The following is a 13140-nucleotide window of genomic DNA, read 5'->3' as shown; positions in this document are numbered from 1 at the left end:
GTGACATTATTCTGATTAACAGACGAAATTCTAAATCAAATTCTGGTTGTTTCTATGGTCAAATTTTTTACGACCAAAGAAGACACAGACAACAACGATTCAGCAGCATTTGCTAATCATGTTTTAGGAATTTCGGTTCTGGTATCACGAATGTCACAGCTTTTTTGCGTACCCATTTGTAGCAAAATTTAATTAAGACAGTAAAAATGGTCACAAGGAATTGAAATTTGTAAAAAAGAGTGGAAATCTGCAAACTGCCCGTTTAGCTCTCAAAAAAATTTTCAAGGACCTGTTATGATAGCCTTGTAAAAACTCAAGGGGGGCAACAAAATGAGCGAAGAGGAATTAGTTAAATGGTTGCGTTTGGCAAAAGCAGGTGACTCTGAAGCTTTTGGAAAACTTTTTGATCAGTACCGGCCAGTCGTTTTAAATTTGGAGCAGCAGTACTATTTACGGGATTTGGATCACGATGATTGGTTGCAAGAGGGGCGCATGATTTTCTTTCAAACAATTTTCCATTTTGATGATAATCGGGGGACCACCATCGGTCAGTATTTTAAAGTGGCCATGAGCAATCGTATCCGTTCTTTGCTGCGAAAACAACAGGCCTATAAACGGCGGGGCCAATATGAAAGTCTGTCCCTGGATGCCGATGAGCTACGTTATCGAATAGCGGAGCGTTATGACATGACTCCGGGAGCAGAAAATTATTTATTGCTGCGGGAAAAACTCAGTAGTTATGAAAATTTATTTTCACCACTGGAGGAGCAGGTGATGGGCTATTTTTTGCAGGGATTTGATTTAAAACAGTTGCCAGAGCTATTAAATGTCTCGCAAAATTGTATTCGAGGCGCCTTTGATCGCGGTAAAAAGAAATTATGCCAGCACTTATTAAGTGATAATGGTGAAGAATAAATGTGAATCTTAACTTGATGAAAAAAATCAGTTGATTTTCAAAAAATCCTATGATAAACTTGAATTTTTTGTGAAAATGAGGTAGAATGGTATTCGAGGTGAATTGTATGGCAACTACTTTAGCTACGATTAAGCAAGACCTTGAATGTCGCATCGGCAGCAGAATCATGTTGGTGGCACAGACAGGGAGAAAGCGTCAAACGGAACGTAAAGGTATTTTAACAGAAACTTATCCATCCGTTTTTGTTGTCGATCTAGATCCAGAAGAAAACTCTTTTGAACGGGTGTCTTACAGCTACTCAGATGTATTGACCAGAACCGTTGAAATTGAATTTCTTGGTGAAGCAGTGTAAATAAATCAAAGGACCAGCCGTAGCGCTAGTCCTTTTTTATTTGGTCTTTTAAGGGGGACCTCTAGCAATATTTAAATATTGCGGCAGCTTCAGCTACAACAAAAGCATTTTTTTCCAGCTTTTGTCAAAAAAATTTAAGAAAAAGTTTTATTGAAAAAGTGCAGTTTTGAGGTAAAAATGACAGATTTCAATCCTGCTGCTGCCAACTGACTACTGAGCCAAGAAAACAAAATGTGAAAAAGTAGCCTTTAAAATACTTGCTAAGCAAAATTTTTCGAAAATCTTCATTCACTACTGATAGCTGGTGCCTGTTTATTTAAAGGGGTTTATAAGTTTTGATAAATGCTGCGATTTCTGTCAGAGATTCAGAAAAAAGAATTTGCTTGCGGTCTTCAGCAGATAAGAAGCCCTGCAGGACCATTTCATCAAACATTTTTTCAAGTGGGGCATAATAGTTAGCCACATTGAAAAAGATACAGGGATAAGGATTTTGACCGACACGGGTCCAAGAGACCATTTCACTTATTTCCTCCAATGTCCCCGGCCCACCTGGCAAAGCGATAAAGGCCTGTGCAAGGGAAGCCATTTTTTGTTTTCTTTCAGACATGGAATCAACGACATAAAGTTTTGTTAGGCGAGGATGGGCTAGTTCTTTTTTCTGTAAAAAAGTAGGGATGACACCAATTGCTTGACCGCCTGCTGCAAGCACGGCATCTGCGACTGCACCCATCAAACCAACTTTACCACCTCCATAAACCAAAGAATTGTTATTTTCGACAATCCAATTACCGAGACTGATGGCGGCCTCTTCATAAATTTTTTGCTTCCCTTTGTTGGCGCCACAGTAAACTGCAATTTCCATGGAAAAGCCTCCTTCAAATTTTCTTGGAAATAGTATACCATAAGGAAATACTTAACTAAGCAGCGAGGAAAGATTTATTTAATCAGCAAGAATTCTGCTTTAAAAAAATAATTTTTAAACCCGTCAGCTGTGAATCAAACTAAATCATTTTAGGAGCAACTATGGAACATAACATAAAAAATTTTTCGGAGCTTAATACGTTTGAGTTGTATCAGATTGTCAAAGAGCGGATTGCTATTTTTGTAGTGGAGCAGGACTGTCCTTATCAAGAGGTGGATGAAGTGGATTTGGTGGCCTTCCACAATTATTTTAGTGAAGATGAAGAAATTATTGCCTACAATCGCATTTACGGCGAAGAGGTCATTCATATCGGTCGGGTGATTGTCAAAAAAGACTGGCGGGGGACACAGCTCGGGGTCGAATTGATGCAGGCGGCACTAGCTTTTATTGAAGAAAATTTTCCGGAAAAACCAGTCGAAATTTCTGCTCAGGCCCATCTGCAAAATTTTTATGGCCGAGTCGGCTTTGTCACGGTTTCTGAAGAATATTTGGAGGATAATATTCCCCATGTGCAGATGCGGTTGAAGTAAGCAAGCATAACAGTAGCGAAAAATGCAGGATACACAAACTGATTAAAGAGTTTTTAACTATAGAATAGATATGAAACTTTGTGCAAATAAAAAAACTATTCAGCTATTGTTGAATAGTTTTTTTGATTCATTTATCTAATTAATTTGAAGAACAAGTAGTTACATCTTCGGCCGCATGTCCTCTTTATCCCCAGAAGATTGCTCGCTTGCTAATAAATCGCGAATTTCCTTTAAGTAATCTTCAGCGGTTGGTGCAGCTTCCGCAGTTTCTTCTGGTTGTTTTTTCATGTCACGGGCTTTATTGATTGCTTTGACAACCAAGAAAAGCACAAGTCCGGTAATTAAAAAGGTAATGATTGCGGTGACGACAGCGCCGAATTGGAATTCTTGATTCCAAAGGGTAACATTTAAACTGTTGGTCGTATCTTCAATCGAACCACCACCAGTAATGCCGTAGATGACTGCACCAATTAACGGTGTAATCACTCCGTCAACAACATCTTTGACAATTGCGGTGAATGCCGAACCAATGACAACCCCAACGGCTAAATCAACGACATTTCCTCGTAAAATAAATTCTTTAAATTCTTTAATCACAGTAGTAACCTCCATTTATTTTTCATTATTAGTATAACGAATGACCTCAGAGATTTGAAATATTTGGCTTTAAAAGCAGTCCGCTTGTTCAACTTTTGACAAAATTTCTTTTCTTCAAATAATAAAGAAATTCAGCGGAATAGTTGATAAATTGAGCTTGCTTTCTAAAACATCCGCTAGTTTGCCGAAATGAGCACAAGATTTTCCATGAGTCCCTCAAATTTTTCTGAAGTAATAAAAAAAGTGAACGAGCAATTTGCTGGCCCTTCGCCTTAGTCATATTCCACGGGGATAACGCTCCCCTGTGCTATAATGAACAACAGAAGTCATTTTAAAAAAGAGCAGCCCGACAAGTTTGTTTAGACACGTTCGGTGATTTTTTTCAAACGATTGCCGATAATTTTGTGACCGGCATCAACTAAAAATCATTTGCTAACTGTTAAACAATTTCAATGTCGCAGCTCTTCACGGAAACATAAATCAGAAAATCAAAGGAGCAAAAGAGATGGTTTATACACTGCAACCAGGAGTTAATCTTCATGTGATTGAAACGCAAAAATATAAAACAGTCCGTTTTTTTATGCGCTTTACCAGTCGTTTAGATAAAAAGACGATGACCAAACGGGCTTTACTGACCAGCTTAATGGAAACCAATAGTTTACATTTTCCTGATCAAACGCAATTGAGTGGGAAACTGGCGGATTTATATGGCGCCAGTTTTGGCATGAATGTCGGCCGCAAAGGAAATTTCCATTGGGTTAATTTGAGTATGAGTCTAGTTAACGGCAAATATGTGGAGGATGAAAATTTGTTAGCAGACTCTGTGGATTTTCTGCGGGAAATTCTATTTTATCCACATGTGCTTGGGGATAAGTGGGAGGAACAAACCTTCCAAATTGAAAAAGACAATCTGAAAAGCTATTTAGAAAGCTTAAAAGAAGACAAGCAAACCTATGCCTCATTGTCTTTACAGGAGTTATATTTTGATGGCGATGAGAATCAAAAAACACCTAGTGTGGGAACCATTGAAGACTTGGAAAGCTTAACAGCAAAGGATTTAGCGGAGTATTATCAAGTGATGATGGCTGAAGACCAAATTGATATTTTTGTGGTGGGGGATGTGACGGAAGCGGAAGTAGTGAAGCTGATGAAACAGCTGCCTTTTGCTGCAAGAGATGTTCAACGCCCAGAAATTTTTTACACACAACCTGTGGATAACATTGTGAAGGAACGGCAGGTACAAGAGCCGGTTGTCCAAGGAAAATTGAATTTAGGCTACAGCACTGACATTTATTACGGCCAAAATGACCGTTTTGCCTTGATTGTTTTCAACGGATTATTTGGCGGCTTTCCTCATTCAAAATTATTTATGAATGTGCGGGAAAAAGAAAGCTTGGCATATTATGCCTCCAGTAGTGTCGATACCTTTAGAGGCTTTATGAGTGTTCAGACGGGAATTGAAAGTAAAAATCGCCAGCGGGTGTTGCATTTAATTAATCAGCAGCTGGAAAGTCTGAAAAAAGGCGAAATCAGCGAGTTGGAGATGGAACAGACAAAAGCGATGCTCGTCAATCAATATCTGCTTTCTTTAGATAATTCACAGGCGGCGGTTGAAACGGATTATTTAAATTTCTGGTTGCCACAGACAGAAATATCCGATGAAGAATGGTTGCGCCAAATTGAAAATGTGACTGTCAAAGATGTGCAGCGGATAGCAGCGAAAATCAAATTGCAGGCAATTTTCTTCTTAGATGGGGTAGGTGCACATGAATAAACAATATTATCAACAAATCAACGAAACATTGTATGAAGAAACGCTGGCAAATGGCTTGAAGGTTTTCCTTTTGCCAAAAAATGATTACCACAAAATTTACGGCCTGTTTACTACAAATTATGGTTCCATTGACAATGAGTTTGTGCCTTTGGGTCAAGAAGATTTTGTCCATGTACCTGACGGCATTGCCCACTTTTTAGAGCATAAAATGTTTGAAAAAGAAGACGGCGATGTCTTTCAAAAATTTGGTCAGCAGGGGGCTTCCGCCAATGCCTTTACCAGCTTTACCAAAACGAGTTATCTGTTTTCCACAACAGATAAACTGGAGTTAAACTTAGGTACGTTGCTAGATTTTGTGCAGGCGCCTTATTTTACCGAAGCGACTGTTGAAAAAGAAAAGGGCATCATCGGCCAAGAAATTCAGATGTATGACGATGATCCGAATTGGCGCTTGTTCTTTGGAATTTTGGGCAATTTATATCCCAATCATCCGCTGCATATCGACATTGCCGGTACGGTGGATAGCATTGCTGAAATTACGGCAGAAGATTTATATACCTGCTACCACACGTTTTATCATCCGAGTAATATGACCTTGTTTGTCGTTGGTAATTTTGAACCGGAAGCCTTGATGACATTTATCCGCAACAATCAAGACAGCAAAGAATTTGCGCCGGCTAAAGAAATTGCCCGCCATTTTCCTGAAGAGGACGGCGCTGTCATTAAAGAAGGCAAAATTCAAATGGCCGTGTCTCGACCAAAGGCGGTCATGGGCATCAAAGGTTTGGATCAGCTGCCAACTGATGGACGGGCCTTATTAAAATACCGCAATGCTGCCAATTTCTTTTTACAACTGCTTTTAGGCAATACTTCACAAAATTATTTACAGTTGTATAATGAAGGTCTGTTGGATGACAGCTTCGGCTATGAGTTTAACTTGGATCGGGGCTTTCATTTTCTTGATGTCAGCAGCGATACGGACCATCCAGAAGAATTATTGAACCGGGTGACCGAAATTTTTGAGAATTTCGCTACAGATGGCGAAATGACCGAAGAAAATCTTGCTTTATTGAAAAAGAAAATGCTCGGCAAATATTTCCAATCTTTAAACTCTTTGGAATATATTGCCAATCAGTTTAGCCAAAATCTTTTTGAAGGCATCACCCTTTTTGATGTGCCAGAGGTCATTCAAGAAATTACCTTGGCAGATGTGCTAGCAGTCGGTAAAGCACTGCTTGAAAAAGGCGCAACCAGCCGCTTTTATATTTATCCTAATGACTAGTAAGATTCCCTTGAGGAGAAGTCAGCCTGTTAAAATGATTGAGAAAAATTAAAATTCTCAATCAGAGGGCTTTTCTCTATCCTCAAGGGGATTTTTTTGTGGTATGCTTAGAGGTGATATCTGAAAAAACGCTGGTCGTCATATTTAGGCGATGAACATCGAAAGGCGTCGGATATTTTTAATTTTACCGAGATAGATTTTTGACTTAGCTGAGGATGCTATGTATAAATAAATGAACAGTGAATGGCCAAACAACCAAATACTTTGGGGCTTTTATTTTTTCCTTTAATAGCGGGTGCAAAAATCTCCTAACTTATACTAGATGATTGATTATTAAATGGAGAAGGATGAGAAAACGTGCAGCAGAGAACAGTTGGTACTAGACTACATAACGCCCGGCAGCAGCAGGGTTTAACAATAGAAGAATTACAACAGAGAACAAAAATTCAAAGACGCTATTTAATTGCTTTAGAAGATGATGATTTTGATGCCATCCCCGGCACTTTTTACGTGCGGGCTTTTATCCGCCAATATGCCGATGCTGTCGGCGAAGACGGCGACGAGTTAGTCGATATTTTTGACGGCAAAAAAGCGATAGAAGAACCGCTGCCGCCAGCTCCGGAAAAAGCCGAGCCAGAGGAAGAACTGAGTCGCAGTCGGCACCAAGAGGAAGTGCCGCGAGATTTTTGGAGCTATCTACCGATGATTACTTTAGGTGTGGTGGCCTTTGCGATTATTTTCGTTGTCGGTTATATGATGATGGAAAATTTTCAAAGGGATCGCTTAATCACGACACCTTCAAGCTCAGTGGTGGTGGATCGTTCCAGCAGTTCAACCACCGAATCCAGTTCCTCTACAGAAGAAACAAGTAGCTCGACCACCGAAAGCTCAACAACTGAATCCAGCAGCGAAGCACCAGCGATGGAAATTGCTTTTGACAGCGAGTCCGGTCGCACGGTGGCGATGACCGCCAATAATGTGACCGATCCTGCCACGATTTCCTTTACCGCAACAGGAGCTTGTTGGGTGGGAGTTCAAGTCAACGGCGAGTATGTTTATCAATACACGTTAGCAGCCGGCGATACTCAATCGACCGTCCTGCCAAGCGGAGCACAAGCAGCGACGATTGTTTTAGGCGCCTCTTTAAACGTTTCAATTCAATTGAATAATGAAGCCTTAAACTTTAACCCTAATAGCACGACGACGCAACGCAGAGATATTAGTTTGACTTTGAACTACTTAACAGCTTAGTTTGAAAATTTTAGCCAGCCGGCATACTTCTTGCGGCTAACCTGAAGAGGAAAGAGGAGCTTATCAAAAATGAATTTACCTAATAAATTAACGGTGTTGCGGATTTGCATGATTCCGCTTTTTATTGTGATTGTGACAGTCAATTGGGACTGGGGCATGGTCAATCTTGCGGGAACAAGTTTGGAGGTCACTCATCTTGTGGGCGCAATTATTTTTGCGCTAGCTAGCTTAACGGACTGGCTGGATGGAAAAATTGCGCGGGCCAATAATTTAATCACCAACTTCGGCAAATTTGCTGATCCATTGGCGGATAAAATGTTAGTTATGACAGCTTTTATCATTCTAGTTGGCTTAGATAAAGCGCCAGCTTGGGTGGTGGCGATTATTGTCTGTCGTGAATTAGCAGTGACAGGTCTCCGTTTATTGTTAGTCGAACACGGGGAAGTTATGGCAGCAGCTTGGCCTGGTAAAATCAAAACGGCAACCCAAATGTTTGCGATTATTTTCTTATTTATCAATAATATTCCTTTTAGTGCCATCGGTTTTCCACTAGACCAAATTTTACTGTATGTCTGCTTGATTTTCACCATCTACTCAGGTGTTGACTACTTCTTGAAAAACTTGGACGTCTTCAAAGGTTCAATGTAATAAAAATAAAAGGCCCCTCGGGAAAAATCCGAGGGGCCTTTTGCATGCTCACAATTTATCTGGTCGATTTTTTTATGTCTCACAGTTACATGGTTCGAATCGCATAGGCATCCAATAAAATTCGGCCGATAATTGATAAAGGCAGACGGGAACGCACTTCATAATCAGGAAACAAAGAGCCCTCCGCTTTATAGCCGACTAAGGGAATGTCAATATATTGCATCAAACTGGAACTATTGGAGGCGGTAATGGCGATGGTACCAATTTCATTTTGGTAGCAGTTTTTGGCGGCCGTCACCAGTTCCTTGGTTTCACCATTTAAGGACACGAAAATCACTGTATCGTCATGATGGATTTTTTTGCTGATATTTTTGATAATTTCCGGATCTTTATGAAATTCGCAGTATTTCCCCGTCAATTGAAATTTGACGGTCATCTCTTCGGCAATCAGCTCCGAAAAACCACGGGCAAAAATCAAGACCCGCTGAGCCGCTTTAATTTTTTGAATGGCATCTTCAATATTCCACGTATCCAGCATGTTTAAAGTGCGGATAACTTCCTGTTCATTTTTCAAAATCACTTGTTTGATGCGGTCGTCGATTTTGTCAATGGCGGCAAAATTTAGATTGGTGTTGTGATTGTCCTTTAGGTGATGCTTAAAGGAGGTGAAGCCGTCATAGCCTTTTTTCTTCATCGTTCGCACAATGGTAGCCGTTGAAACACTAGCCTCTTCACTGAGTTTCGTGATGGAATAATCGGGAATCCGGTGAATGTTTTTTTCTATAAAACTCCAGAGATACGCTTCTGAATCGCTGAGTTTGGTTTCCATAGCTTGACCGCCTTTTCGTTTATTCTGGCTTCATTATACTCAAATAACGCTAAAGATGAAAACCTTAACAGTAAAAATTGACAAAGCTGAAAACATTTACATCAATTTGTCAGGCATAATAAGGATAAGCAGAGAGGAGGTAAAAACATGACAGTTTATACCTGTACGATGAATTTAGCCATTGACCTTTTTATTGAAACTGAAAATCTTTTGCCTCATACGGTTAATCGCACAATCGATGATGATATTCAAGCCAACGGCAAAGGGGTCAATGTTTCCTTAGTTTTAAAAATGTTAGGGATTGATAGTACCGCCTTAGGATTTAAGGCCGGTTTTACTGGAGATTATATTGATGATTTTTTGCAGGAGCAGGGAATTGCGACGGATTTTGTAAAAGTTCCCGGTATGACCCGCATCAATGTTTTTACACAAGTGGATCAAACGGATGAGGAATTTAAATTGGTAAACAGAGGGCCGGAAATACCGCCTGAAAAAGTTGCCTCATTAGTTAATCAAATCAAAAAATTACAAGCGGGTGATTATCTTTGCGTTTCAGGGAGTTTGCCCCGTGGTGTTCAACCAGACATTCTGATTGAAATTAGCCGAATTTGTTACGAAAAGCAAGTTCACTTAATTCTTGATAGTAGCTATCGAGAAATTTTGGATTGCTTGCCTTATCAACCTTTTTTACTCAAGCCGAATGAAGAAGAGCTGGCAGAGTGGTATCAACTAGAGAACCCTCAAACAGATGACTACTTGCAGGCAGCCGAAAAATTAATTCAGGCTGGTGCTCAGAATGTGTTACTTTCCCTAGGGGGACAAGGCGCCGTCTTTATCAATCAAGAAGAAATTTTAGCGGGGAATGCTCCCCGTGGCAAAGTTGTCAATACGGCTTGTGCTGGGGACACTTTACTGGGTACCTTTTTAGGAGAATTAATTTTGAATGAGTCCACTGGGGCAGGTTTAAGAAAAAGTATCGCTGCCGGAAGTTCAACGGCATTTCGCAAAGGCTTAACCGATTTTTCAGACGTAGCATTTTTAGAAAAACAAATCCAGATTAACAGAGAGGAAGAAATTGAGCTATGGAAAAAAAATATCAATTAATTGCAGCGACTGGCTGTCCGACGGGGATTGCTCATACTTATATGGCACAAGAAGCTTTGGAACAAGCGGCCAAGCGTCAAGGAGTGACGATTAAAGTCGAAACTCATGGACAAGTTGGTGTGGAAAATCAATTGTCGCCAGAAGAAATCGCCGACGCTGAAGCCGTGATTATTGCTTCTGATAAAGATGTTCATGCCGAACGTTTTGCTGGAAAACGAATTATCGAAGTGCCGGTTGCAAAAGGTATTAAAGAAGCTGATAAATTAGTCGCCGATGCTTTAGCTGGCAAAGGCTCGATTACCGCTGAAGCCGAAGCTGTCGGTGAAGTCGAAGAAAAAAGTTTTGAGTTAAAAGGCATTGGTCATACGATTTATAAACACTTGATGAATGGTGTTTCCCACATGCTGCCGTTTGTCGTCAGCGGCGGTGTCTTAGTAGCAATTTCATTTTTGTGGGGCATTTATTCTGCTGACCCCACCAATGCTCAGTACAATGAAACAGCCGCTTTATTAAATACTATCGGCGGTACTGCCATGGGCTTGATGGTACCAATTTTATCAGCATATATCGCAGAAAGTATTGCCAAACGTCCAGGTTTAGTCGTTGGTTTTGTCGGTGGGCTAATTGCCGCAAATGGTGGCACTGGTTTCCTCGGTGGGATTCTTTCCGGTTTTCTAGGTGGTTTTGTAATTCTTGGATTTAGTAAATTACTAAGCCCATTGCCAAAATCATTGGATGGTTTGAAGGCGATTTTCTTATATCCGGTATTAGGTGTGGCAGTGACCGGCGTTGTGATGAGCTTATTATCCGGTCCGATGTCAGCCGTTAATGAAGGCATGATGTCCTTTTTAGCCGGCTTTGAAAATTCCAGCCCGATTGTTTTGGGCATTATTGTTGGCTGTATGTCAGCCTTTGATATGGGAGGGCCAATCAATAAAGCTGCTTATGTCACCGGGACAGCCCTATTGGCTCAGGGAAATACTAGCTTTATGGCGGGAGTTTCAGCCGCATGTATTGCACCACCATTAATTACTGGGTTTGCAGTCTTACTGTTTGGAAAATGTTTTGACACAAATGACCGTAACGCTGGTTTAGTTAATTTCATTTTAGGCTCAACCCATATCACTGAAGGCGCAATTCCATTTGCTGCTAAAGATCCATTGCGTGTGTTGCCAACGATGATGTTAGGTTCTTCTATTGCAGCCGTCTTGACTTATATGTTCGGCGTCCAAGTCCCAGCGCCCCACGGTGGCTTTTTAGTTCTGCCAGTGGTGACCCATGGCTTACTTTGGGTCTTAGCAATTTTAGCCGGTTCAATTGTCGGCGGTGTGATTCTTGGCTTCATCCAAAAGAATCGTGTTCAAAAGGAAGTCAAAGAAGAGTCCGTTGCGCCAGTTACCGAAGGATAAGCAAACTAGAGGAGAATGTAAGATGAGTGTGATTCAAGAAGAGCAAATTTATTTGAACCAAGAATTTAGCGACCAAGATACCATTTTCCAATTCTTAGCGGAACAAACAGTTGCGTTAGGAATTGCAGATGATGCTGCGGCGGTGTATGACAGTTTAAAATTACGGGAATCAGAAGGGACCACCGGGATGATGGATGGATTTGCGATTCCCCATGCGAAAACCTCCGCTGTCAAGCAAGCGAGTATTTTAATTATGCAGCTGACCCAAGGAATTAACTGGGAAAGTATGGACGGCCAACCAACAGATTTTATCATTGCTTTGTTTATTCCAGAAGCAGAGGTTGGTGCCACCCATTTGAAATTATTGTCAACCATTGCCCGCATGTTGATGCGCAGTGAATTCAAAGATGAATTAAAACAGGCACAAACCAAAGCAGAAATTGTCGCATTACTAAATAGAAATTTAAGTGAGGAGCAATAGTCGTGACGAATAAGCAGACTTTTTTGAAAAATATCCTAAATGAGGATGGCATTATCAGCGCCTTGGCGATTGACCAACGGGGCGCTTTGAAAAAAATGATTGGCAAATACAAAACATCAGGGGCCGCAGATCAGGATATTATTGAGTTTAAGAAAATCGTTTCGGCTGAATTAACGCCTTATGCTTCTTCAATTTTACTAGACCCAGAATATGGCTTGCCGGCTGCTGAAGTCCGGGCCAAAACAGCCGGCCTATTGTTAGCCTACGAAAAAACCGGCTACGATGCCGCAACACCAGGCCGCCTGCCGGATATTTTAGACGTCTGGTCGGTTAAACGCTTGAAGGAAGCTGGCGCAGACGCCTGCAAATTCCTCCTATATTATGATGTCGATGAATCCGCAGCAATCAACGACCACAAAAAAGCTTATATGGAACGCATTGGTTCAGAATGTACAGCTGAAGGACTTCCATTCTTCTTAGAGGTTGTCTCTTATGATGCAAGTATCACCGATGCTAGCTCAAAAGAATATGCCGCAGTGAAACCCCGCAAAGTGATTGAAGGGATGAAGGAATTTGCCAAGCCCCGCTATGGAGTGGATGTCTTGAAAGTCGAAGTTCCTGTTAACATGAACTTTGTCGAAGGCTACGGCACAGAGGTAGTTTACTCAAAAGCTGAGGCCCAAGAATATTTCAAAGAACAAAGTGCCGCCAGCGCATTACCATTTATCTTTTTGAGTGCCGGCGTTTCCGCCGAACTCTTCCAAGAAACGTTGCGCTTTGCCAAGGCAGCTGGCTCAACCTTCAACGGTGTCCTCTGTGGTCGGGCAACTTGGGCTAATGGCGTGGAACCTTTTATTACCAAAGGGGCGGATGCTGCCAAGACATGGATGGAAAATCAAGGCCGCCAAAATATTGAAGAATTAAATGAAGTCTTAAAAGAAACTGCAACTGCTATTACATTATAAAAGCAGTATTGTGAAAATAAGTTAAAATGCGATACCCCGACTGTGGATTGTTTTAGCTAATTGCCTGTTTTTCAAACAGC

At 41.0% G+C, this 13140-nt stretch carries 14 protein-coding genes; 11 read left to right on the top strand and 3 right to left on the bottom strand.

Annotated elements, in window-relative coordinates; genetic code table 11:
• Positions 1 to 330: 330 nt before the first annotated feature.
• Together ORH16_RS13150 and ORH16_RS13145 are read left to right on the top strand one after the other, a co-directional pair.
• The gene (locus ORH16_RS13150) at positions 331 to 915 is read left to right on the top strand and encodes a sigma-70 family RNA polymerase sigma factor (RefSeq protein WP_265459309.1); all 585 of its coding nucleotides are present in this window, start codon (positions 331 to 333) and stop codon (positions 913 to 915) included.
• Positions 916 to 1022: 107 nt separating this feature from the next.
• Positions 1023 to 1268: a Veg family protein gene (locus ORH16_RS13145; RefSeq protein ID WP_265459308.1), complete on the top strand. Its 246-nt coding sequence runs from the start codon at positions 1023 to 1025 to the stop codon at positions 1266 to 1268.
• Positions 1269 to 1584: 316 nt separating this feature from the next.
• Here ORH16_RS13145 and ORH16_RS13140 read toward each other — a convergent pair whose 3' ends face one another.
• Positions 1585 to 2130 (bottom strand): TIGR00730 family Rossman fold protein, encoded by a 546-nt coding sequence (locus tag ORH16_RS13140; protein WP_265459307.1) that lies wholly within the window; start codon positions 2128 to 2130, stop codon positions 1585 to 1587.
• Between the two features lie 161 nt (positions 2131 to 2291).
• Here ORH16_RS13140 and ORH16_RS13135 point away from each other — a divergent pair, with 161 nt between their 5' ends.
• The gene (locus tag ORH16_RS13135) at positions 2292 to 2720 is read left to right on the top strand and encodes a GNAT family N-acetyltransferase (RefSeq protein WP_265459306.1); all 429 of its coding nucleotides are present in this window, start codon (positions 2292 to 2294) and stop codon (positions 2718 to 2720) included.
• A 159-nt stretch (positions 2721 to 2879) separates the two neighbouring features.
• Here ORH16_RS13135 and mscL read toward each other — a convergent pair whose 3' ends face one another.
• Positions 2880 to 3317, bottom strand: a complete 438-nt coding sequence (mscL, locus tag ORH16_RS13130; RefSeq protein ID WP_265459305.1) for a large conductance mechanosensitive channel protein MscL — start codon at positions 3315 to 3317, stop codon at positions 2880 to 2882.
• A 505-nt stretch (positions 3318 to 3822) separates the two neighbouring features.
• Between mscL and yfmF the strand changes: the two genes are divergently transcribed.
• The 4 genes from yfmF to pgsA all read left to right on the top strand — a co-directional run bounded on the left by yfmF (position 3823) and on the right by pgsA (position 8272).
• Positions 3823 to 5091 (top strand): EF-P 5-aminopentanol modification-associated protein YfmF, encoded by a 1269-nt coding sequence (gene yfmF / locus ORH16_RS13125; protein WP_265459304.1) that lies wholly within the window; start codon positions 3823 to 3825, stop codon positions 5089 to 5091.
• On the top strand, positions 5084 to 6373 hold the full coding sequence (gene yfmH, locus ORH16_RS13120) for an EF-P 5-aminopentanol modification-associated protein YfmH (RefSeq protein WP_265459303.1): 1290 nt from the start codon (positions 5084 to 5086) through the stop codon (positions 6371 to 6373). Before yfmF ends, yfmH begins: the two co-directional genes overlap by 8 nt.
• Positions 6374 to 6730: 357 nt before the next feature.
• Positions 6731 to 7624: a helix-turn-helix domain-containing protein gene (locus ORH16_RS13115; RefSeq protein ID WP_265459302.1), complete on the top strand. Its 894-nt coding sequence runs from the start codon at positions 6731 to 6733 to the stop codon at positions 7622 to 7624.
• A 69-nt stretch (positions 7625 to 7693) separates the two neighbouring features.
• On the top strand, positions 7694 to 8272 hold the full coding sequence (gene pgsA, locus ORH16_RS13110) for a CDP-diacylglycerol--glycerol-3-phosphate 3-phosphatidyltransferase (protein ID WP_265459301.1): 579 nt from the start codon (positions 7694 to 7696) through the stop codon (positions 8270 to 8272).
• Between the two features lie 85 nt (positions 8273 to 8357).
• Here the strand turns inward: pgsA and ORH16_RS13105 are convergent, their stop codons facing one another.
• Complete coding sequence (locus tag ORH16_RS13105; RefSeq protein ID WP_265459300.1) at positions 8358 to 9101, bottom strand: MurR/RpiR family transcriptional regulator; 744 nt, start codon at positions 9099 to 9101, stop codon at positions 8358 to 8360.
• Between the two features lie 147 nt (positions 9102 to 9248).
• On the opposite strand from ORH16_RS13105, the gene pfkB reads away from it, so the two are divergent.
• From pfkB to lacD, 4 genes are read left to right on the top strand one after another with little or no spacing between them, the layout of a single operon-like run.
• Positions 9249 to 10205: a 1-phosphofructokinase gene (gene pfkB, locus ORH16_RS13100; RefSeq protein WP_265459299.1), complete on the top strand. Its 957-nt coding sequence runs from the start codon at positions 9249 to 9251 to the stop codon at positions 10203 to 10205.
• A complete protein-coding gene (locus ORH16_RS13095) occupies positions 10184 to 11614 on the top strand; it encodes a PTS fructose transporter subunit IIC (RefSeq protein ID WP_265459298.1) in 1431 nt (476 codons plus the stop codon). The genes pfkB and ORH16_RS13095 overlap by 22 nt, the downstream gene beginning before the upstream one ends.
• 22 nt (positions 11615 to 11636) lie before the next feature.
• A complete protein-coding gene (locus ORH16_RS13090; protein ID WP_265459297.1) occupies positions 11637 to 12095 on the top strand; it encodes a PTS sugar transporter subunit IIA in 459 nt (152 codons plus the stop codon).
• Positions 12096 to 12097: 2 nt separating this feature from the next.
• Complete coding sequence (lacD, locus tag ORH16_RS13085) at positions 12098 to 13060, top strand: tagatose-bisphosphate aldolase (protein ID WP_416207864.1); 963 nt, start codon at positions 12098 to 12100, stop codon at positions 13058 to 13060.
• The last annotated feature ends 80 nt before the right edge of the window (positions 13061 to 13140 follow it).

The sequence above is a fragment of the Enterococcus sp. HY326 genome (assembly GCF_026157065.1).
Taxonomy (GTDB): Bacteria; Bacillota; Bacilli; order Lactobacillales; family Enterococcaceae; genus HY326.
This window is presented reverse-complemented; position numbering and strand designations above follow the sequence as displayed.

Excerpts from the sequence above, each read along its gene's own strand:
- ORH16_RS13095 (WP_265459298.1), top strand. The coding sequence starts at position 10,184 with ATGGAAAAAAAATATCAATTAATTGCAGCGACTGGCTGTCCGACGGGG.
- ORH16_RS13145 (WP_265459308.1), top strand. The coding sequence starts at position 1,023 with ATGGCAACTACTTTAGCTACGATTAAGCAAGACCTTGAATGTCGCATC.
- ORH16_RS13090 (WP_265459297.1), top strand. The coding sequence starts at position 11,637 with ATGAGTGTGATTCAAGAAGAGCAAATTTATTTGAACCAAGAATTTAGC.
- ORH16_RS13135 (WP_265459306.1), top strand. The coding sequence starts at position 2,292 with ATGGAACATAACATAAAAAATTTTTCGGAGCTTAATACGTTTGAGTTG.
- yfmF (WP_265459304.1), top strand. The coding sequence starts at position 3,823 with ATGGTTTATACACTGCAACCAGGAGTTAATCTTCATGTGATTGAAACG.
- yfmH (WP_265459303.1), top strand. The coding sequence starts at position 5,084 with ATGAATAAACAATATTATCAACAAATCAACGAAACATTGTATGAAGAA.
- ORH16_RS13150 (WP_265459309.1), top strand. The coding sequence starts at position 331 with ATGAGCGAAGAGGAATTAGTTAAATGGTTGCGTTTGGCAAAAGCAGGT.
- ORH16_RS13105 (WP_265459300.1), bottom strand. The coding sequence starts at position 9,101 with ATGGAAACCAAACTCAGCGATTCAGAAGCGTATCTCTGGAGTTTTATA.
- pgsA (WP_265459301.1), top strand. The coding sequence starts at position 7,694 with ATGAATTTACCTAATAAATTAACGGTGTTGCGGATTTGCATGATTCCG.
- ORH16_RS13140 (WP_265459307.1), bottom strand. The coding sequence starts at position 2,130 with ATGGAAATTGCAGTTTACTGTGGCGCCAACAAAGGGAAGCAAAAAATT.
- pfkB (WP_265459299.1), top strand. The coding sequence starts at position 9,249 with ATGACAGTTTATACCTGTACGATGAATTTAGCCATTGACCTTTTTATT.